Origin of the sequence: Streptomyces sp. NPDC056160, assembly GCF_042268205.1 — a bacterium.
In the GTDB taxonomy this organism is placed as follows: domain Bacteria; phylum Actinomycetota; class Actinomycetes; order Streptomycetales; family Streptomycetaceae; genus Streptomyces.
In genome coordinates this window covers 1-19,461 of record NZ_JBHJUW010000024.1, presented here as the reverse complement: position 1 = coordinate 19,461, position 19,461 = coordinate 1, and the positions used below count along the sequence as shown (strand labels likewise).

Genomic DNA, 19,461 nt, shown 5'->3' with positions numbered 1-19,461 from the left:
CGCACCGGACACCGCCCGCTGATCGGAACCCACTTTTGTTCGCAGCTCTGACCCCGGCGCGGCCGGACGTCGTCCGGCACCGCCGGCCCGGGGAGCGTCAGATCGGCGGCGGCTCGATGTCGCACTCCGCGCGGACCCCGGCCGCGGCGCCACGGCTCTCGGGATGATCCGGGCCGAGGGTCGCCAGATAGCGCCGCCGCACCGACGTCAGCAGCTCCTCGCCGGCCTCGGTGTCGCCCGTGGCCGCCATGTCCAGGGCCACGTTCGTCAGCGCGGCCAGCGTCGCCGGGTGGCGGTCGCCGTAGCGGGCCTCCAGGGCGCGGGCGCACTCCTCGCCCAGTGTCCGCGCCGCCTCCGGCTCGCCCCCCTGGGCCAGGTCGGTGGCGAGGTTGACCCGGGCCAGCAGCAGCCAGGGGTGGTCGTCCGGGAGGGCCGCGGCCAGCACGGCCACCGTCTCCTCGTCGACCCGGCGGGCCTCCGCGTGCTGGTGCGAGGCGCGCAGCGCGGCCCCGTGGTCGACACCGGCCGCGCCCGTCAGCGGATGCCCCGGGCCCAGCACGGACCGGTAGCGGTGCAGCGCGTCGGCGCTGTGCTCGCGCGCCCCCTCGGCGTCCCCGGTCAGCCTGAGGTCGTTGGAGATGTTCGTCAGCGCGGCCAGCGTGTCGACGTGGTCCGGGCCGAACAGCGTCCGGTACAGCTCCAGCGCCTCCCGGGCCAGGGCGAGCCCCTGTTCGAAGTCACCGGCCTTGCGGCACGTCACCGAGAAGTTCTTGATGGCGCGCGCGGTGTGCGGATGCCGGTCGCCGTACTGCTCGCGGTAGCGGGCCACCGTGCTGCTCTGCAGGATCATCGCGTCCGCGTACCGGCCGCACTCGCGCATGTCGCGCGCCACGTTGTTGATGGAGAAGAGCGTGGAGCGGGCGGTGGGGCCGAGGATCTCCAGCCGGGCGTCGTGGATGCGTTCGTCGAGGGCCAGCGCCTCCTCGTACAGGCCGTTGACGCGCAGGCTCACGCTGTAGTTGTGCCCGACGGTCAGGACGTGCGGACTGCGCGCGCCGTGCGTTTGGACGCTGCGGTCGTAGGCGTCGCGGTCCAGGGCCAGCGCGTCGGGGAAGCGGCCCGCCGCCCGCAGGTCCGCGGCGGTGGCCCCGGCCACGGTCAGGGTGAACTCGTGGTCGTCGCCCAGGGTGGCGCGGAGCCGGGCGAGCACGTCCTCGTTGATCCGCTGCGACTCCTCGAACTCGGCCAGCTGCCAGTGCGCGCTGGCCTGCTGCCGGCGCGCCCACAGCGTCTGCACGTGGTCCGGGCCCAGCGTCGTCCGCCAGATGCCGGCGACCTTCCCGGCCAGTTGCGCCGCGCCCCGGAAGTCACCGCGCGCGATCACGTAACCGAGGATGCTCAGCGCGGTGTCCCGGGCCTCGCCGTCCCCGCAGTCCAGCAGCCCGGACGGTTCGAGGTGGGGCAGGATGTCGGCGTAGTTGCGCCAGTTCTCCGGGCGCTGGGAGTCCCCCGGGTCGTGCGCGGCGATGATCTCGTGGACCAGGTGCCGCAGCCGGGTGGCCTCGTCCTGCGACAGCTCGTCCCGCAGGACGCCGCTGAGCAGCCGGTGCACCTGGAGCGTGCCGGTGGCGGCGTTGACGCTCAGCAGCGAGAACTGGTTGATGGCCCGGATCGCCCGGCCCCGGGCCAGTTCGTCGCGGGCGACCGGGGCGAGGTCGTCGGGCAGGTTCAGCAGCCGCGCGTCGCGCAGGAACGACTGGGCGACGGGCTCGGGGCCGAAGAAGGCCAGCAGCCGCAGCAGTTCGAGGGCCTGCGGGTTCTGCGCGCGCAGCAGGTCCACCGAGGCCCGCCAGGTCGCCGCGACCGGCCGGACGCCCGACGACGGCGGTTCCGCCAGCAACTCCTGCCGGCGGTGTTCGAGCAGTTCCAGGTAGGCGCCGGTCCCGATGCCCGACTGGGCCTGCGCCGCCACCGAGTGCTCCAGCGCCAGCGGCAGGTCGCCCAGCGACTCGGCGAGCCGCTCGGCCTCCTCCTGGCTGGCCCACGGCGTGCGCTGGCGCAGGAAACCGATGCTCTCCTGCCGGGAGAACACGTCGACGTGCAGCGCGTGCACCCGGTCGGCCCAGCCGGTGTGCCGGGACGTCACCAGGACGTGCCCGGCGCCCTGCGCCACCCCGAGCAGCGACGGGATGTAGGGGACGACGTCCTCGGGCGCCCCCGCGTTGTCCATCACGAGCAGCCAGCGGCGGAACGGCTCACCGGTCGACATCGCCGCCAGGACACGGTCCACCGGGTCGCCGGGGCCCTCGGCCGCCGGGCCGAAGTCCGGTACCAGGGAGGCGAGCTGCTGGCGGATCACCGCGGGCTGCTCGGCGTCGATCCACCAGATCCGCTCGTACTCGGTGTGGTGCCGGTGCACGTACTCCACGGCCAGCCGGGTCTTGCCGACCCCGCCCATCCCGTACAGGGCGTACGGCAGGACGGCCACCTGGTCGCCCGAGTTCAGCAGGGCCCGCAGCCTGTCCAGCTCCTCCTCCCGGCCGGTGAAGTAGGAGGCCTGGGGCAGCGGCATGGTCCGCGGCAGCCGGGCCGGCCGGGGGGCCCCGGCCGCCGGCGTGTGGGTGCTCCCCACGGGCGGGCCGGGCCGCTCGACGCCGGTGGCCGGTGGCGTCGTACGGGAAGGGGCGGGGTCCATCGACACGTCCTCCATGCGCTGAGCCGGTTCCTCGGGAGGTGGAGTGGCGGGCGGTCCGGCCGCGCCGGATGGTGCGGACCGACGTCCGCTGTCCTCCCCACCCGCGGGCCCGCCCAAAGACGAATGCGCCCGTGCGCGGGCCAGTGCGCCTCCGTAGGCCGGTCCGAGCGCGGCCAGGGCGGGTGCCGCCGCCGAGAGCAGTTCGTGGTCGGCCGGTCCGAGCGCGGCCGCGTCCAGGTCGGCGGGCGCGGCCACCAGCGTGCCCAGCAGCCCCGACCGCGCGCCCATGGCCCGCCCGGCGATCTGCGACACCTCCTGGAGGGTGCGCAGGGTCTCGGTGCGCCCGAGGCCGTACAGCAACCGGTCGCGCACGCCCTCCAGGAACTCCAGGCGCGGGCCGTCGCCCTGCGGACCGTCGCCGTGCGGGCCGCTGTCCGCCGCGAGCAGGCCGCCGAGCAGGATCTCCGCGAACGGCAGCGGTCCGGCCGCCCGGCCCAGCAGACGCTGCACCGCCCCGACCACCTCAGGCCGCAGCGGGACCATCGCCAGTTGCGCGGCGAGCCGGCGCGCCTGCGGGGAGGCGTGCCGCAGGAAACGCCGTACCGCCTGCTCCGGGGAGACCGGCCGGGGCCGGTGCTCCGGGGCGAGCGGCGGCAGGCACTGCGGTGCCAGGCCCTGCTCGTCCACCAGCAGGGCCGCCACGTCGCTGTGCGCGGGGGCCTCACCCGCGACCATGCGCGCCCAGCCCGCGAACCAGGGGGCCTCCATCTCGAGCACCGGCACGGGCAGCGCACCCGGACGCACCCAGCGCGCGCCGCTGCGCAGGAGCAGCAGCGCGTTCGGCAGCCCCGGCGCGAGGGCACGCACCCGGACGTCCCGGGGCACCGCCTCGCACAGGTCCCACAGGCGGCTGGGCAGCGGCTGGAGCACCGCGACGGGCGCGTGCCGCGCCCAGTGGTGCAGCAGCCGGGGCACGCTGCCGGACGCCCAGGCGTCACCCACGCAGTCGCTCATCAGCAGGACCAGCCGCCGCCCCTGCGGGTGGAACAGCTCACCCGGGGCGCGCGCGGGACCGCCCTGGTGCGAGCGCAGCCGTGCCGCCTTCCCGCCGCGGGTGTCCAGCCACCACACCCGTACGTCGGCGAACGCGCCCTGCCGGCGCAGCAGTTCGGCGAACCGGTCCGCGACCCCCTGCCACACCGACATCGACACGCTCTGCTCGACGACGAGCGCGACCTCGAACCAGCGGTCCGGCACGTCCGCCAGTACGGGACTCCACCGGCCCAGCTCCGCCGACCTGATCGCGGTCCGCTCGTCGTCCAGGGTGAACCGGCGGCGCGAGCGGACCCGCCGGTTGAGCGGACGCAGGGCGCGGGCCAGGCGGAGCGGGTCCCGCAGGACACCCGGGCGGGTGTCGGCGTCGAACAGGGCCACGGCGCCCACCGGAGACCCCATGTCGGTCAGCGGCCCCCGGGAGAGGCGTCCGAGCCGCGCCTCGCTGCCGTCACCGTCACCGTGCGCGTCACGGCGCGCCCGCGCCGCCTGCGTCGCGGGCCGGAGCGGTGGGCCGTCCGGTCCGGCACCGGCGGGCTGCCCCTCGGAGGAAGGAGCGGGCGGCGCCGGGGGAGGGCCGGTGGACGGCGGGACCGGTGCGGGGGTGCGCGCCTGCGGTGAGGTGCCGTCGAGCGAGGAGTCCTCGGCCCCGGACGCCCTGCCCGCCCCGGAGGCGGCCTCCGCCCCCGCGGTAGCCCGCTCGCCGTCGTCCGCCCCCGCGGCGCTCGCGGGCCCGCGCCCCGGCCCGGCCCGGTCCGGCCACGGGCCGCCGTCCGTCCCGATGCGCTCCGTCAGCCAGATGGCCTCCGCCCATTCGCGCGCCGACGGCGACCGGCCCGCCAGACCGGTCATGGCGAGGCGTCCGTAGCCAGGCTGCGCCACAGCGCCGCCCGCAACTGCGTCCAGGACGCCTCGTCGGCGTCGGCGGCGCCGTTGGTGAGCATGTGCACGGTGTTCAGGAGCTGGTCCGCCGCGAGCGAACCGTCCCCGCGCTCCTGGAGGAACGAGCGGATCAGCTCCGCCGTCCGCGGGTCCCCGCCGGCACCGAAGTGCGCCTCGACCATCGCGGCCAGCCGGGCCTCGTCCGGAGCGGCGAGCTCCACCTCGAGGCAGCGGCGGCGGAAGGCGGGCGAGAAGGCACGCTCGCCGTTGCTGGTGATCACCACCACCGGGAACTCCGAACAGCGCACCCGCCCGTCGCGCACCACGACCGGCAGGCCGTGGTCGGCCGTGCCGACGCTCGCCTCACGCCGGGACTGGCCCAGTCGCTCCAGCTCCCGGATACGGAACTCGCCCTCCTCGAAGATGTGCAGCAGGTCGTTGGGCAGGTCGATGTCGCTCTTGTCCAGCTCGTCGACGAGCAGCACCCGGGGCCGCTTCCACGGCAGCAGCGCGGTGCCCAGCGGGCCGAGCGTCAGATAGCGGCCCACGTCGGGCAGCGGCTCGCGCTTGAGCCCGGGGCCCGCCCCCACGGGCGCGTCCTGCACCCTGCCGATCGCGTCGTAGTCGTACAGGCCGTCGCGCAGCGTCGTACGGCTGACCACCGGCCACCACAGCACCCGGCCCAGACCCAGCTCCGCGGCGATCTGATGGGCCAGACTGGACTTGCCCGTGCCGGGCTGCCCGGTGACCAGCAGCGGACGGCGCAGCTGGATCGCGGCGTTGATGACATCGACGACGGCGTGGTCCAGAGTGCCCGCGCGGCGCGAGCCGAGTTTGCGCTCGACGTCCCAGTGGTCGCCCGGGTCGGGGATGTCCAGCGGCGGGCTGTCGGTGCCCGGCCTGAAGCGCCGCCAGGGCGGCGGGGCGGGCAGCGGGGGCAGCGGTTCGGACGGCACGTGCTGCGCGCCGTTGTCCCGGAACACCCACCAGGCGGGAGGACGGGGCTGCCGTGCCTCACGCTGATCGGTCGTCTCCCCGGTCATGGATGGCCACCCCCGGTCCGCGGATGCCCGAGCGCGGCCTCCGCCCCCTCCAGTCCGTCCTGGCTGTCCCACACTAGGGTGACGTGGCGATGCAGGTCCAGCGTCACCGCCGACCCGCCCCCGCCCGGATTGACGCCCCGCAGATGTCGTACCCGGTCGGGCAGCCCGTCCAACCTCCCGGCCAGCAGATTCCACAACTGGGGCCGGGCGTCGGCGTGGTGGCCCTGGCGGCGCAGCGCGACGATGGCGGGAATGCCCACCTCCAGCAGGACGTAGACCGGGTCCGCCGCCAGATCGCCGTCGTACGCCGGAGGGTCGAGCAGTACGTAGCAGAACGGCGTCTGCCCGTCGCGCAGTTCGCTCAGCAGGTCGTACGGCGCAGGGGCGCGGCCGTGCGCGACGTACTGTACGGCCGGTGCCTCGAAGACGCCCTCGGGGTGGGCTTCCAGCCACGCGAGACGGCGGTGCAGCGCGGGCCACCAGTACCTCTTGTGGAACCGGTCGCGGCTGCGCACCAGCACCGTGTGGTCGGCGCCGATCGGGCGGGGCACCGAACCGGCCGGCCGGACCGGGAACTGGTCGACGTCCAGCCACAGCAGCGGCCGGGGCAGCAGGAACTCCACCCTCAGTCCGGCGCTCAGTTCCCCGAGCCGTTCCAGCGCGCTCTGGTGCAGTGCGGCGACGGTCTCCTCGAGCGCGGCCCGGGAGGCCGCCCGGCAGTCGGCGAGCAGGGTGGGCGGTCCCGGGTCGGGGGCCAGCAGCCAGCCCCGGACGTGGTACTCGTCGGGCGCCGCCGGGTGCGCCACGATCTCCACGAGCAGCCGGTACGGTTCGGCCGGGCGTCCCACGCGGGTCCGCTCCCGGGAGCGGACCCGGCGCAGCAGCTCCGGCGGACAGCCGATGCGGTGCGCCACCTTGTCGTTCCACGCCTGCAACTCGACTGCCGGAGAACGCTGTTGACCCGCCGCGACGGCCTCGACGAAGCAGAGCAGCGGGTGCGCCTCGTCCGGCAGGACGAGGGCGTCCTCCAGCGCGTCGAGCAGGTCCGCGACCGCCTCCTCCCCGGTGCTGTCGTCCGTCGCGGGCCGCGGCAGGAAGGGCAGGAAGCGCAGTGCGAGCGGACCGAGGGGCGTGGCGGCGGACCGCTGTGCGAGCAGGGCGCACAACTCCTCCCGCTCGGCGGCCGTGAGCAGCCGCTCCGGGTACAGCCGCAGGTACATGTGCTCGACGGCCGCCCACGCCAGGGTCCCCGTACGCCCGCTGCCCAGCCGGTCCAGGTAGAACCGCAGCCCCTCCGGATAGGCGTCGCAGGCGCGCAGCGTCGCGTAGAGGTCCTCGCGCACCATGCCGGAGTGTTCGGTGTCCACCGGCCCGAACCGTTCGGCGAACGCCTCGGCGGCGCGTCGCAGCGGCAGCGGGTGCACGAGTCCGGGGATGCGCGCTATACGGCCGGCCAGTTCCCAGAACAGGTCGGTGCGCGGTGTGTCGCCGGTTCCGGTCACGGCGTCGGCCCCGCGTCGCCGCGCAGCCGCAGGACCACGCGTTCGAACTCCCGCATCGGCAGCGAGCCCCGCTCGTACCAGCGCAGCGCGGCGGCGAGCCGGTCGATGCCGTCCGCGTACTGCAGGCACAGCGCCACGACCCCGCGCACGTCCTCCACCAGGACCGGCGACCGCTCGGCGAGGTCGAAGATCTCGTCCCCGGCGTCCCGCAGCACGCTCTCGCGGCGCTGCGGGTCGCGCATGCTGGGCACCCTCACCAGCGCGGTGGTCAGTTCCCGGTCGGCGCCGCGCGGCCAGGCGGGCCCGGGCGCGGGCTCGCCGAGCACCGCGTCGGCCAGCAGCGGGCAGTAGCGCACCACGGCCTCGACGGGGATCATCCACGCGGTACGGGACCCGGCCGGGCGGCGCACGGCGACGACGATGCCGATGACACCCCCGTCCCCGTCGACGACGCCCGCCCCGCTGTAGCCGCCCTGCACCCGCCCGTCGGCGCCCTCCGGGCTGTCCAGCTGGATCCAGTCCGGGCTCAGCCCGCCCGCGCCGAGCAGCCGCGCGGCGACCCAGACGCCGGGGGAGGCGGCCGAGGACTGGCCGAAGACCCGTACGGCCCGCTCCCGTACGGGACCGCACGGGCGCAGCCGGGCCGGGACGCAGTCGGAGGGCGGCGGGCCGTCCAGTTCCAGGACCGCGACGTCCGCGCGCTCCTGGTCGGGCGGCGCCCAGCCCTGCGGCAGCACCGAGGCGTACGACACCTCGCCGGTCAGGGAACCCGGGTGGTCGACGGCGACACTCTGCCCGCCGGGGGACTCATGTCCGGTCAACTCCAGTGCGCCCTGCACGACATGAGCACACGTCAGCACCCGCCCCCCGTCCACCAGAACACCCGATCCCACCGGTGTGTTGTCCGCGCCGAGAATCCGCACACGCCATGAGTCCTCGATCGACTGCGACACCACGCGCCCCGTTCGCTCCGCCTTTGCACGATGTTGACAGACAACCGCTGCCGGTAACAGTTATGTGCCCGAATCCGGTGAAGAGGGGGCTTCGAGCCGGGCACGGGCGGTGACAGGTACGGGCGGGTCCGGCGCGGCCGCGTTGTTCCACCCCCGCGGCAGGGGAAACCCTGCCGCGTCAGGGGAAGCCGCCTCGCGCGCGACGGGCCGTGCGCGTCCGGCGGGGCCGGGGGCGGTGCGACAGGCACCGCGGGCACGACGAGTGCGACGGGTGCGGCAGGTACGACAACTGCGACGGGTGCGAGGGGCCCCGGCGGGCGCGGCGGGTACGGGCCCGGGCGGCGGTGGGTGAACGGGAGCCGGCCGGCGGAAGGCGGCCGGCCGGTTCCGCCTCACCCTTGCGCGAGCAGCCTGCGCAGCCAGTCCAGGCGGGCGGCCTGCGCCGACCGGGTCAGGGCCGCTTGCGGGGCGAGAGCGTCGAAGCCGTGGAAGCCGCCCGGCCAGACGTGGAGTTCCGCGACGCCCCCGGCCCGCCAGATCCGCGAGGCGTAGGCGACGACCTCGTCGCGGAAGGTCTCCGCGGAGCCGACGTCGAGGAAGGCCGGGGGCAGACCGGCAAGGTCCTCGGCGCGGGCCGGCGCGGCGTAGGGCGACACCCGCGGGCCGCCGCGCCGGTCGCCCAGCAGCGCCGACCACCCCGTGTCGTTGGCGGTGCGGTCCCAGAGGCCGGCGCCCGCCATCTGATGGGCGGACGCGGTGTCGTTGCGGTCGTCGAGCATGGGGGACAGCAGCATCTGCGCGCAGGGACGCGGGATCGTGCGCCGGCCCGCGCGGTCCCGTAGGAGCAGGGCCGCCGCGGCGGTGAGGCCGCCGCCCGCGCTCGCGCCCACCATCACGATCCGCTTTGGATCGCCGCCCAGTTCCCCGGCGTGCTCCGCCGTCCAGAGCAGACCCGCGTACACGTCCTCCACGGGCGCGGGATGCGGATGCTCAGGTGCCAGCCGGTAGGCGACGGACACCACGACCGCGTCCAGTTCCTTCGCCCAGCCCAGCGCCATGTCGACACCGACCCTGTGGTCGCCGAGGACCATGCCTCCGCCGTGCGCGTAGTACAGGACGGGCCGCGCGGTGCCGGGCGCAGCAGCCGTGGGGCGGCAGACCAGCAGGGAGACATCGGGTGCGCCCGGGGGGCCGGGAACCGTCCGGTCCGCCACCTCGAAGGCGCCGCCCAGCGTCAGGTCCAGCGCGGCCAGCAGTTCCGAGGCCGCGTCCTCGTCCCGCCGGGCGGCGGCGATGTCCGCCGGCGTGAGCCCGGGCCGGGCCAGCTCCCCGGCCTCCTCCAGCGCGGCGGCCAGTTCCGGGTCGAAGGGGGGCGGGACCGGGTTCATGACGTCTCCTTGCCGGGGCGTGCTACGTGTACGGCGGCTCGCCCGTTCGTGGACGCGCCGCCCTCCGTGTACCCGCCCGGGCCGGGCCCCCCGACAAGGAGGGCCGGAGCCGTGACCCGGCTCCGGCCCTCCCCGGTGGTCCGCCTCGCTCAGGCGGCGATGACCTCGTCGGCGTGGCCGCGCAGACGGGCGACGACCTCGGTCAGCTGGCCGGCGACCTCGGCGTCGTCCGCCGGGTGGGTCTCGGTGAAGCGCGTCACGGAGCCGGGGATGGACAGCTTGATGTCCTCGATCACCTTGCCGCCGGCGATGCCCACGGCCTTGCGGGTGTCGTCGTGCGCCCACACGCCGCCGTACTGGCCGAGCGCGGTGCCGATGACGGCGACCGGCTTGCCGCCGAAGGCGCCCGCGCCGTAGGGGCGCGACAGCCAGTCGATGGCGTTCTTCAGGACGGCCGGGATGGTGCCGTTGTACTCGGGGGAGAAGAGCAGGAAGGCGTCGGCGGCCTGGGCGGCCTCACGCAGCTTGACGGCGGCGGCCGGCGCGCTGCCCTCGACGTCGAGGTCCTCGTTGTAGAAGGGGACGTCGGCCAGGCCCTCGAAGACCTGGACCTCGGCGCCCTCCGGGGCGAGCTTCGCGGCAGCCTCGGCGAGCTGACGGTTGTGCGAGCCGGCGCGCAGGCTGCCGACGAGCGCGAGGATGCGAACAGACATGGGGGACTCCAAGGGGTGAAACACTGCCGTAATCATCCGGACCGAGGTCCGTTTAATTTTCTACCAGGTTAACCGGACCGCGGTCCAGTTTTGTTCCGGATGCTTTACGCTGTCTTCATGTCCAGCGCTCTGCCGCCCTTCCCCACGCCTCAAGAGCCCCAAGACAAGCCGATGTTGCTCGAACTGGGCGCCGGTTCGGACGAACCCTGCCTGCGTGCGGACGCGGCGCGCAACCGCGCCCGGCTGCTGGACGCCGCGGCCCGCCTGGTGGCGGAGCACGGCGCGGCCGGAGTCACGATGGAGGCGGTGGCGGCGGCCGCCCAGGTGGGCAAGGGGACCGTCTTCCGCCGCTTCGGCGACCGCACCGGCCTGCTGACGGCCCTGCTGGACCACTCCGAGAAGAAGTTCCAGGCGTCCTTCCTGAGCGGCCCCGCCCCCCTCGGCCCGGGCGCGCCGCCCGTCGAGCGGCTGCGGGCCTTCGGCTGCGCCGCGCTGCGCCGCGCCGCCGACGACCTGGAACTGCAACTCGCCGCCGAACCGTGTCCCGACCGCCGTTTCCTCGTACCGGCCCGCCGGGTGCGCCAGGCCCATGTGGTGATGCTGCTGCGCCAGGCGGTTCCCGAAGCGGACGTCGAACTCCTCGCGCAGGCGCTGATGGGCTACCTGGAAGCCGCGCTGATCCACCACCTCACCCGGCAGTGCCAGATGCCGATGGACCGGCTCCAGGCCGGCTGGTACGACCTCGTCGAGCGACTGACCAGCACTCGGCAGCCCAGCTGAGTCCGCCCCCCGCCCAAGGGCCACGACCGGCGACCCGGCCGTGGCCGTGGTGCCGAGCCGCGGTCCCGAGCCGGGGTGCTCAGTCGTGGGCCGTGAACATCTCCAGGAGCCCCACAGGCGCGTCCTCGCGGAACAGCAGAGCCGCGCTGCGCGCCGACTCCGCCGCCGACGCCGCGCTGCGCGGGAACAGCCGCTCCTCGTACGCGCTCAGCGCGGCCTCGACGTCATCGGGCCGGGCGGCGAGGAATCCGGCCAGTTCGGCGCCGTCGAGCATGGCCAGGTTGGCGCCCTCGCCCGCGAACGGCGACATCAGATGCGCGGCGTCGCCCAGCAGCGTCACCCCGGGCACGCGGTCCCAGCGGTGGCCCACGGGCAGTGCGTGGATACGGCGGGGCACCAGCGGTCCGTCGGCATCGGTGACCAGTGACCGCAGGCTCTTGTCCCAGCCGTCGAAGTGTTCGAGAACACGTTCCTTGGCCGCCTCCGTGTCGGTGAAGTCGATGCCGTCCAGCCACTCCTCGGCCGCCTCGACGGCCGCGTACACGTGCAGGCTGCCGTCCGTCTCGCGGTGCGCGAGGAAGCCCCGGCCCGCCCCCAGCGCGAAGAAGAACCCGCCCCCCACCACCTCGGCGGCGACCGGGTGGCGCAGATCGGCCTCCAGGAGGTCCGCCTCGACGAACGACACACCGGTGTAGGCGGGCCGCGCAGCGGAGAGGAGGGGACGCACCCGCGACCACGCCCCGTCCGCGCCGACCAGCAGGTCCGTGGTGAACACCGTGCCGTCGGCGAGCGTCACCTCGTGCCGGCCGCCGCCCAGCGGGCGTGCCCCGGTGACCTTCGCGCCCCAGCGGACGGTGTCCTCGGGCAGCGAGCCGAGCAGCAGGTCGCGCAGGTCGCCCCGGTCGATCTCGGGCCGGCCCCCGCTGCCGTCGTCCGGCTCGTCCAGCCGGACCACGGCGTGCCGGTCCAGCACCCGCGTGGCCTGGCCGCCGGGCAGCACCAGTTCGCGGAACCGGTCGTACAGTCCGGCGGCCCGCAGGGCCACCTGGCCGGAGTCCTCGTGGATGTCGAGCATGCCGCCCTGGGCGCGCTCGGCGGGGGAGGCGTCGAGGTCGAAGACCGCCGCCTCGATGTCATGCGCCCGCAGCACGCGGGCCAGCGTGAGGCCGCCGAGTCCGGCGCCGATCACGGCGATGGGGTGGTGGGACTGCGTCATGGACACGGGAGTGCTCCTCGGTCGGTGCGGGGGAGGGCGATCACAGCAGCAAGGGGGACGTGTTCCGGCCGGCCTGTCAGCCGGTCGGCTGGTCGGTCAGCCTTCCGATCACTCGGCCGGCCGGGCGGGGACCGCAGTGCGCTCGATGCCGTTGATCAGGGTCCGGATGTGCCAGGAAAGGCGCTCCTCGGGGGTGCCGGACAGCAGGGGGCCGGCGAGGGCGGCGATGTGCGGGTGGGTGCGGTCCGAGGCGCCGTGCAGCGCCCGGGTGAGGGCGTCCCACTCGGCCTGTCCCCCGGCCGGTCGCTCGTGCGCGGAGTGCTCGGCCGCCGTGGCCGTGGCGTGCTGCAGCAGCAGGTCGACGCCCCACGCCGCCTGCGCGGGTGGCACACCGCCCTCGTCGAGCAGGCCGAGCAGCGTCTCGATGAGGTTCAGGTAGTGCGGGCCGCTGGGCCGGGCCGTGAGCGCCGAGCGGGCGAGACCCGGGTGGCCGTGGAGCATCGCGGTGTACGCCGTGAGTACCTGCTCCAGTCGCTCGCGCCAGTCGCCCGTGCTCCGCCGGGGGGCCGCCTCGACCGTCCCCAGCAGCTCGTCCAGGACGGCCGCGTGCAGTTCGGCGGTGTTGCGGACGTACACGTACAGGGAGGCCGGTCCGGTGTCGAGTTCCTGGGCCAGGCGCCGCATGGTCACCTTCTCCAGCCCTTCGGCGCGCAGTACGGCGAGGGCGGCGGCGACGATGCCCTCCTTGGTCAGGGCGGGCTTGGCCGGGCGTTCGCGACGGCTGCGTGCGGAAGCGCTGGAGCGTGCTGTCATGCCCCGACTGTAACGAACGCGTTCGTCACGAACAAGTTCGTAGCGAATCTGTTCGTGGCGGACGTGTTCGCCGCGTACGCGTTTTCCGTGGGCCCCGGGTCCGGTACGCGTTTGTCCATGGGTCCGCAACCGGGCCCGGCCGGGTTGCTTCCCCCGCACGACCGGTCCCTGTCCGCTTCTGCCAAGATGCGGTACGTCATGGTGCAGATACCGAAACCCGCCGCGCCCGCATCGACGCCCGCACCGCCGGACTCCGCCCCCACGAGTGCCGAGGTGGCCCGTCTGGCGGGTGTCTCGCGGGCGACCGTCTCCTACGTCCTGAACAACGCCGGCGCCGTACGGATCAGCGAGGCCACCCGGCTGCGGGTACGCGCGGCCGCCGAGGAACTCGGGTACGTGCCCCACGCCGCCGCGCGCAGCCTGCGCGCGGGGCACAGCCGCATCGTCCTGATGCCCGCACCGGCCGTCCCCGTGGGGCCGCTGCTGGGCGGGTTCGTAAGCGAACTCCAAGGGGCGCTGGGCCGCCTCGACTACACCGTCGTGCAGCACGGCAGCATCGGCCTGCGCGGGGAAGAGGCCGCCCGGGCCTGGGCCGAGTTACGGCCGGTCGCCGTCCTGGTGCCCGGCTTCGGGATCGGCCCCGAGGGAGTCGCCGTGCTCCGGCGCTCCGGCACCCGCGCCGTCGTCACCCTGGGCCCCGAAGCCGTCGAGGGCGCCCACGCCCTGCTCATGGACCACCACAGCGTCGGCCACAGCGCGGGCGCCCACCTGTACGCCCGCGGCCGCCGCCGCATCGGCGTGGTCGTGCCCGAGGAACGCGGCCTCGACGTGTTCTCCGGACCGCGCCTTGAGGGCGTACGCCGGGCCCTGCACGGCACCGACGCCACCGTCACCGAACTGCCCCTGGGCTACGACGAGGAGTCCGCGGCCCGTCTCGCCGCCCGCTGGCGCCCGCTCGGCCTGGACGGGGTCTTCGCCTACAACGACGAGTACGCCATGCTCCTGATGCGCGCCCTGCAGGACGAGGGCCTGCGCATCCCCGAGGAGGCGGCCGTCATCGGCGCCGACGACCTGATGCTGGGAAGACTGCTGCGGCCCCGGCTGAGCACCGTGCACATCGACCTGCCCGCGGGCCGCGACCTGGCCGCCCTGGTCGACCGCGCCGTACGCGATCCCGGCGGCGCACCCGAGCGGCACACGGTACTGGGCGCGACGGTGATCCACCGCGAGTCCAGCTGACCCGGCCGGCGACGGCAGCCCACGGCCGACACCGAAGGCGGGGAGACGACGCACACCGGCCGCAGCCGACGGCAGTCCCCCGGCGGCCGGCGCCCGCCAACGGCGTCCGACGACGAGACGACTGAGTCATACGGCGAGACGACGAGACGACTGAGTCGTACGGCGAGACGACGGGACGACGGCGTCGGACAAGGAGACGACGGCGTCGGACAACGGCGGCGGGGCCCCTCCCGCACCGGGATGGGGCCCCGCCCGCCGTCTTGCGTCGTGCTCGCCGGACGACTTCGCCCGCGCCTACTCGCCCGCCTGCCCCGCCTGCGCCTGCTGCTCGGCGACCGCCTTGCGGACCTCGTCCATGTCCAGCTTGCGGGCCTGGCCGATCACATCCGCCAGAGCCGCCTCGGGCAGCGCGCCCGGCTGCGCGAACACGGCCACCTGGTCACGGACGATCATCAGCGTGGGGATGGACTGGATCCCGAAGGCCGCCGCCAGCTCCGGCTGCGCCTCCGTGTCCACCTTGCCGAACACCAGGTCCGGGTTGTCGGTGGCCGCCTTCTCGTAGACGGGCGCGAACGAACGGCACGGCCCGCACCAGGAAGCCCAGAAGTCGATGAGAACGAACTCGTTCTCCGTGACCGTCTGGTCGAAGTTCTCCTTGGTGAGCTCCACGGTGCTGCTCATGGCGTGATCCCTCTTCCTGGTGTCGGGTTGGGCCGTCCGCACAACACGGCCGACCCTACGGGCTATTCCGCGCGCGCAACGCACTGTTCCGCGCGCGTACCCGTGTGGCCTGCGGGCACACCACCCACCACACTGGGCCCATGACGGAAACGGAAACCATCACGTACGACGTCGTCGTGCTCGGCGCCGGGCCGGTCGGCGAGAACGTCGCCGACCGCACCCGCGCGGCAGGCCTGACCACCGCCATCGTGGAGAGCGAACTCGTCGGCGGTGAGTGCTCGTACTGGGCCTGCATGCCGAGCAAGGCCCTGCTGCGCCCGGTCATCGCCCGCGCCGACGCCCGCCGCCTGCCCGGGCTGAGCCAGGCCGTCCAGGGACCGCTGGACGTCGGCGCGGTCCTCGCCCGCCGGGACGAGTACACCTCGCACTGGCACGACGACGGCCAGGTCGGATGGCTGGAGGGCATCGGAGCGGACCTCCACCGCGGCCACGGCCGCCTCGCGGGCCCGCGCACCGTGACGGTCACCGGTCCGGACGGCGCGCGCACGACGCTGACCGCCCGGCACGCCGTCGCCGTGTGCACCGGGACCGGCGCCCGACTGCCCGACCTGCCCGGTCTCGACGAGGTCAGGCCGTGGACCAGCCGTGAGGCGACCAGCGCCGAGAAGGTGCCGGGGCGGCTGACCGTGGTCGGCGGCGGTGTCGTCGCCACCGAGATGGCCACCGTCTTCCAGGCCCTCGGCTCCCAGGTCACGGTGCTGGTGCGCGGCGACGGGCTGCTGCCCCGCATGGAACCCTTCGCCGGTGAACTCGTCGCCGACGCGCTCACCGAGGCGGGCGCCGACGTGCGCACCGGTACCTCCGTGCAGTCCGTGAGCCGTAAGGACGGCACGGTCGTCGCCGTCACCGGCACCGGCGAGCGCATCGAGGCCGACGAGATCCTGTTCGCCACCGGGCGCACCCCGCGCACCGACGACATCGGCCTGGAGACCGTCGGTCTGGAGCCGGGCTCCTGGCTCACGGTCGACGACACCCTGCGGGTCGAGGGCACCGACTGGCTGTACGCGTGCGGCGACGTCAACCACCGCGCCCTCCTCACCCACCAGGGCAAGTACCAGGCCCGGATCGCGGGCGACACGATCGGCGCCCGGGCCACGGGCACCGCCGCCGGCGCACCCGAGCCGTGGGGCCCGCACGCCGCCACCGCCGACCACGACGCCGTCCCCCAGGTCGTCTTCACCGACCCCGAGGCCGCCGCCGTCGGGCTCTCCCTCGCGGAGGCCGAACAGGCCGGGCACCGGGTCCGCGCCGTCGACGTCGACATGTCGTCGGTCGCCGGTGCCGGGCTGTACGGCGAGGGGTACCGGGGCCGCGCCCGCATGGTGGTCGACCTCGACGAGGGGATCCTGCGCGGCGTCACCTTCGTCGGCCCCGGCGTCGGCGAACTGCTCCACTCGGCGACCGTCGCCGTCGCCGGCCGCGTCCCCGTCGACCGGCTGTGGCACGCGGTCCCGTCGTACCCGACGATCAGCGAGGTGTGGCTGCGCCTGCTGGAGGCGTACCGGGGCTGAAGCGGTCTCCGCCGACGCGGTCACCGATCCTGCGCGGTCACCGAGCCTGCACGCTCACCGATCCTGCGCGGCCGCCGACGCCCGGTGCACGGCCACCGACGCCGGGTGCGGCGGGGGTCACTGATCAGGACCAGGGAAGTCGGTGACCCGCCCGCCGGCTCACTGACGCGGCAACGCGAAACCGAGGGCGCGCGCGGCCTCCTCGGGCGTCGGCTGCGCCCAGCGCGCCGCCATCGCCTCGTTGGAGGCCAGCGAACGCAACTCGGCGCGGTCGAGGTACAGGGCGCCGTCGAGGTGATCGGTCTCGTGCTGCACGATACGAGCGGGCCAGCCGGTGAACACCTCGTCCACCGCGCGCCCCTCCTCGTCCCGCGCACGCAGCCGCACGGTGGTGTGCCGGGCCACCACAGCCTGCCAGCCCGGCACGCTCAGGCATCCCTCGAAGAACGCGGCCCGCTCCGTGCCGACCGCTTCGTACGACGGATTGACCAGCACCCGGTACGGCAGGGGCACCCGGCCGCGCGCCAGCCGCACCTCCTCGGGCACCGGCGCCGGGTCCTCCACGACCGCGATCCGCAGAGCCACACCCACCTGCGGCGCGGCCAGGCCCACGCCCGGCGCCGCCCGCATGGTGACGCGCAGGGCCGCCACGAACCGGGCCAGCAGCGCGGGGTCCAGCTGGCCGTCGAACGGTTCGGCGGCGCGCCGCAGCACCGGATCACCGGCCGCGACGACGGGCAACGGGCCGCCTGCCGACAGAAGTTCCTCGACCCGCTCGGCGAGGGGGGTGCGCGCACTGGGAGAAGCCATCGCGCCAGCATGCCACGGAGTGAAGTAGCGTGGTCCGACACGCCGACGCCGGAGGGAGACGGACATGGCGCCGCAAGACCGGCGGACCCGGCGCGGGCAGGGGGAACTGGAGGGCCAGGTCCTCGGCGCGCTGCGCGAGGCGGACGGCCCGGTGACCGCGGCCTGGGTGCAGGAGCGCCTCGGCGGCGACCTCGCCTACACCACCGTCGTCACCATCCTGACCCGGCTGCTCGCCAAGGACGTGGTCGCCCGGGAGCGCCGTGGCCGCTCGTTCGCCTGGACGCCGACGGCCGACGTGGCCCGGCTCGCGGCCCTCAGGATGCGCCGGCTCCTGGACGGCGAGCGGGACCGCGAGGCCGTCCTCGCCAGCTTCGTCACCGCACTGCCGCCCGGCGACGAGCAGGTCCTGCGCGCGCTGCTGGAGACGGCGGACGAGGACGAGGGGAACGGGAAGAGCGATGCGGGCGGCGACAGGGGAGAGGGCGGAACAGGAGAGAGGGCGTAGAGGGCGGAAACGGCAGAAAGGACTGACACCTCATGGGGGTCTTCGTCTTCCTGCCGCTCGTACTGCCGCTGACCGCCTGGCCGGTCGCCCGGCTGGCCGAACTCCACCTGCACCCCCGCACCGCCACCCGGCTCCTGACCGCCGTCGCCGTCGTGATGGCCACGTGCAGCACGCTCTGCCTCGTGCTCCTCATGGTCGTCGGCACCGCGCAACTTCCCGGCAACCCGCTGCCGGACGGCTGGTCCGACCCCGAGGTCAGAGCCGCCGTCCCGCACGACGGGTTCGCGGGCCGCGCGGCGATCCCCGCGCTGGGAGCGGTGACGGCTGCCTGCGCCCGCACCCTCTGGCGCCACCGGCGGGTCACCCGGCGCGCACGGCGGGCCCTGGCCGGCCTGCGCGGCTCCACGGTCGTCGTGCTCCCCGACGACACGCCGTACGCGTACGCGCTGCCCGGCGCCCCCGGACGGATCGTGGTCACCACGGCCCTGCTCGACGGGCTCGCGCCGGCCGAACGGCGCGCCCTCTTCGCGCACGAGCGCGCCCACTTGGCCGCCCGGCACCACCGCCATCTGCTCGCCGTCCACCTGGCGGCACGCGCCAACCCGTTCCTGCGCCCGCTGCGCTCCGCCGTCGCCTACACCGCCGAGCGCTGGGCCGACGAGGAGGCGGCCCGCGCGGTCGGCGACCGGCGCACGGTGGCACGGGCCATCGGCCGGGCGGCGCTGCTGTCGGCCGCCGCACCCGCGCCCACGCTCGCCGCCCTGGCCGCCACCGGGCCGGTCCCGCGCCGGGTGGCGGCGCTGCTGGCGCCCGCGCCCGCCGTACGGGACTGGCCGTCGGTGTTCACGGCGCCCGGCGCCGCGGCGTGGGGGGCCGCCGTCGGCGCGGTGGTGTCGGCGATGTCCTCGGCGAACTCCGCCGTCACTCTCTTCCTGGTCCTCCAGGCGGCGACCCCGCTGTAGCGCCCGAGGCGGATGCGGGGCCCTGGAGGGATGTCAGCGCTCCGGCCCCTCAAAACTCCTCCGACTCCTCCGACTCGTGGAACTCGCCCGCGAGGGCCGAGGCGATCCGCAGCTGGGCGGCTGCCTCCGCGTCCCGTCCCTGACGCTGGAGGGTACGGCCGAGCATCAGCCGGGCGTAGTGCTCCACCGGGTCACGTTCGACGACGATGCGCAACTCGTGCTCGGCTCGGCGCAGTTGGGCCGAGTGGTAGTAGGCGCGTGCCAGCATCAGGCGCGGCCCGGTCTGCTCGGGCGCCTCCTCGACGAGCCCGGTCAGGACGCGCGCGGCACCGGCGTAGTCCCGGGCGTCGAAGAACATCCGCGCGCGGTCCCAGCGCTCCGCCGGGGCCCCGTGGTCGTAGTACGTGGTGTTCACTCGTGACCTCCTTCGACGCCGTCAACCCGGCACACTGGTTGAAAATTCCATTACTTTCCGGGACTGGTCGCGCCACCAGGGTCCGAGCGCGCCGGACGCACTGACGCAACCGCCCGCCCGCACTAGGTTGGGCGGCATGAGCAACCTAGTGTCCCGAGTCTTGGGAGGACTGCATATCTAGGATTTGGGGTTCGGTAGGCGGTTCAGGTAGCCGGCGAGGCGTTCGAGGATCTCGTCGGC

General features: G+C 74.8%; 16 protein-coding genes. 5 read left to right on the top strand and 11 right to left on the bottom strand.

The features are described 5' to 3' along the window. Nucleotides 1–97: 97 nt before the first annotated feature. From fxsT to ACFC02_RS11570, 6 genes are all read right to left on the bottom strand, one after another. On the bottom strand, nt 98–4,600 hold the full coding sequence (fxsT, locus tag ACFC02_RS11595) for an FxSxx-COOH system tetratricopeptide repeat protein (RefSeq protein WP_376355422.1): 4,503 nt from the start codon (nt 4,598–4,600) through the stop codon (nt 98–100). Further along, nucleotides 4,597–5,673 (bottom strand): AAA family ATPase, encoded by a 1,077-nt coding sequence (locus tag ACFC02_RS11590; protein WP_376355420.1) that lies wholly within the window; start codon nt 5,671–5,673, stop codon nt 4,597–4,599. The genes fxsT and ACFC02_RS11590 overlap by 4 nt, the downstream gene beginning before the upstream one ends. After that, entirely contained in the window at nt 5,670–7,175 is a 1,506-nt protein-coding gene (locus ACFC02_RS11585) for a hypothetical protein (protein WP_376355418.1), read from the bottom strand. The genes ACFC02_RS11590 and ACFC02_RS11585 overlap by 4 nt, the downstream gene beginning before the upstream one ends. Continuing rightward, nucleotides 7,172–8,098 (bottom strand): trypsin-like peptidase domain-containing protein, encoded by a 927-nt coding sequence (locus ACFC02_RS11580; protein WP_376355416.1) that lies wholly within the window; start codon nt 8,096–8,098, stop codon nt 7,172–7,174. The genes ACFC02_RS11585 and ACFC02_RS11580 overlap by 4 nt, the downstream gene beginning before the upstream one ends. Before the next feature lie 422 nt (nt 8,099–8,520). After that, on the bottom strand, nt 8,521–9,516 hold the full coding sequence (locus tag ACFC02_RS11575) for an alpha/beta hydrolase (protein ID WP_376355414.1): 996 nt from the start codon (nt 9,514–9,516) through the stop codon (nt 8,521–8,523). A gap of 149 nt (nt 9,517–9,665) precedes the next feature. Then, nucleotides 9,666–10,229, bottom strand: coding sequence for an NAD(P)H-dependent oxidoreductase (locus ACFC02_RS11570; RefSeq protein WP_360962182.1), 564 nt, complete (start codon nt 10,227–10,229; stop codon nt 9,666–9,668). Nucleotides 10,230–10,346: 117 nt separating this feature from the next. Between ACFC02_RS11570 and ACFC02_RS11565 the strand changes: the two genes are divergently transcribed. Next, nucleotides 10,347–11,009, top strand: coding sequence for a TetR/AcrR family transcriptional regulator (locus ACFC02_RS11565; RefSeq protein ID WP_376355411.1), 663 nt, complete (start codon nt 10,347–10,349; stop codon nt 11,007–11,009). Between the two features lie 79 nt (nt 11,010–11,088). On the opposite strand, the gene ACFC02_RS11560 is transcribed toward ACFC02_RS11565, so the two are convergent. Both ACFC02_RS11560 and ACFC02_RS11555 read right to left on the bottom strand, forming a co-directional pair. Then, complete coding sequence (locus tag ACFC02_RS11560; RefSeq protein ID WP_376355528.1) at nt 11,089–12,225, bottom strand: FAD-dependent oxidoreductase; 1,137 nt, start codon at nt 12,223–12,225, stop codon at nt 11,089–11,091. A gap of 108 nt (nt 12,226–12,333) precedes the next feature. Then, nucleotides 12,334–13,038: a TetR/AcrR family transcriptional regulator gene (locus ACFC02_RS11555; protein WP_376355409.1), complete on the bottom strand. Its 705-nt coding sequence runs from the start codon at nt 13,036–13,038 to the stop codon at nt 12,334–12,336. A 198-nt stretch (nt 13,039–13,236) separates the two neighbouring features. On the opposite strand from ACFC02_RS11555, the gene ACFC02_RS11550 reads away from it, so the two are divergent. Then, on the top strand, nt 13,237–14,277 hold the full coding sequence (locus ACFC02_RS11550) for a LacI family DNA-binding transcriptional regulator (protein WP_376355407.1): 1,041 nt from the start codon (nt 13,237–13,239) through the stop codon (nt 14,275–14,277). A gap of 294 nt (nt 14,278–14,571) precedes the next feature. On the opposite strand, the gene trxA is transcribed toward ACFC02_RS11550, so the two are convergent. Beyond that, a complete protein-coding gene (gene trxA, locus ACFC02_RS11545; RefSeq protein ID WP_376355405.1) occupies nt 14,572–14,958 on the bottom strand; it encodes a thioredoxin in 387 nt (128 codons plus the stop codon). Nucleotides 14,959–15,098: 140 nt separating this feature from the next. On the opposite strand from trxA, the gene ACFC02_RS11540 reads away from it, so the two are divergent. Beyond that, on the top strand, nt 15,099–16,529 hold the full coding sequence (locus ACFC02_RS11540; protein ID WP_376355403.1) for a dihydrolipoyl dehydrogenase family protein: 1,431 nt from the start codon (nt 15,099–15,101) through the stop codon (nt 16,527–16,529). Between the two features lie 159 nt (nt 16,530–16,688). On the opposite strand, the gene ACFC02_RS11535 is transcribed toward ACFC02_RS11540, so the two are convergent. Further along, nucleotides 16,689–17,339 carry a peptide deformylase gene (locus tag ACFC02_RS11535; RefSeq protein ID WP_376355401.1) on the bottom strand — a complete coding sequence of 217 codons (651 nt, stop codon included), beginning with the start codon at nt 17,337–17,339 and terminating at the stop codon, nt 16,689–16,691. Between the two features lie 64 nt (nt 17,340–17,403). Between ACFC02_RS11535 and ACFC02_RS11530 the strand changes: the two genes are divergently transcribed. Both ACFC02_RS11530 and ACFC02_RS11525 read left to right on the top strand, forming a co-directional pair. Continuing rightward, nucleotides 17,404–17,844, top strand: a complete 441-nt coding sequence (locus ACFC02_RS11530; protein WP_376355399.1) for a BlaI/MecI/CopY family transcriptional regulator — start codon at nt 17,404–17,406, stop codon at nt 17,842–17,844. Nucleotides 17,845–17,876: 32 nt separating this feature from the next. Beyond that, nucleotides 17,877–18,806: a M56 family metallopeptidase gene (locus ACFC02_RS11525; protein WP_376355397.1), complete on the top strand. Its 930-nt coding sequence runs from the start codon at nt 17,877–17,879 to the stop codon at nt 18,804–18,806. Between the two features lie 49 nt (nt 18,807–18,855). Here the strand turns inward: ACFC02_RS11525 and ACFC02_RS11520 are convergent, their stop codons facing one another. Then, nucleotides 18,856–19,221 carry a tetratricopeptide repeat protein gene (locus tag ACFC02_RS11520; RefSeq protein ID WP_376355395.1) on the bottom strand — a complete coding sequence of 122 codons (366 nt, stop codon included), beginning with the start codon at nt 19,219–19,221 and terminating at the stop codon, nt 18,856–18,858. Nucleotides 19,222–19,461 lie beyond the last annotated feature (240 nt).

Coding starts and splice junctions, on each gene's coding strand:
- fxsT (WP_376355422.1), bottom strand. CDS start 4,600: ATGACCGGTCTGGCGGGCCGGTCGCCGTCGGCGCGCGAATGGGCGGAG.
- ACFC02_RS11590 (WP_376355420.1), bottom strand. CDS start 5,673: ATGACCGGGGAGACGACCGATCAGCGTGAGGCACGGCAGCCCCGTCCT.
- ACFC02_RS11575 (WP_376355414.1), bottom strand. CDS start 9,516: ATGAACCCGGTCCCGCCCCCCTTCGACCCGGAACTGGCCGCCGCGCTG.
- ACFC02_RS11570 (WP_360962182.1), bottom strand. CDS start 10,229: ATGTCTGTTCGCATCCTCGCGCTCGTCGGCAGCCTGCGCGCCGGCTCG.
- ACFC02_RS11565 (WP_376355411.1), top strand. CDS start 10,347: ATGTCCAGCGCTCTGCCGCCCTTCCCCACGCCTCAAGAGCCCCAAGAC.
- ACFC02_RS11560 (WP_376355528.1), bottom strand. CDS start 12,225: ATGACGCAGTCCCACCACCCCATCGCCGTGATCGGCGCCGGACTCGGC.
- ACFC02_RS11555 (WP_376355409.1), bottom strand. CDS start 13,038: ATGACAGCACGCTCCAGCGCTTCCGCACGCAGCCGTCGCGAACGCCCG.
- ACFC02_RS11550 (WP_376355407.1), top strand. CDS start 13,237: ATGGTGCAGATACCGAAACCCGCCGCGCCCGCATCGACGCCCGCACCG.
- trxA (WP_376355405.1), bottom strand. CDS start 14,958: ATGAGCAGCACCGTGGAGCTCACCAAGGAGAACTTCGACCAGACGGTC.
- ACFC02_RS11540 (WP_376355403.1), top strand. CDS start 15,099: ATGACGGAAACGGAAACCATCACGTACGACGTCGTCGTGCTCGGCGCC.
- ACFC02_RS11535 (WP_376355401.1), bottom strand. CDS start 17,339: ATGGCTTCTCCCAGTGCGCGCACCCCCCTCGCCGAGCGGGTCGAGGAA.
- ACFC02_RS11530 (WP_376355399.1), top strand. CDS start 17,404: ATGGCGCCGCAAGACCGGCGGACCCGGCGCGGGCAGGGGGAACTGGAG.
- ACFC02_RS11525 (WP_376355397.1), top strand. CDS start 17,877: ATGGGGGTCTTCGTCTTCCTGCCGCTCGTACTGCCGCTGACCGCCTGG.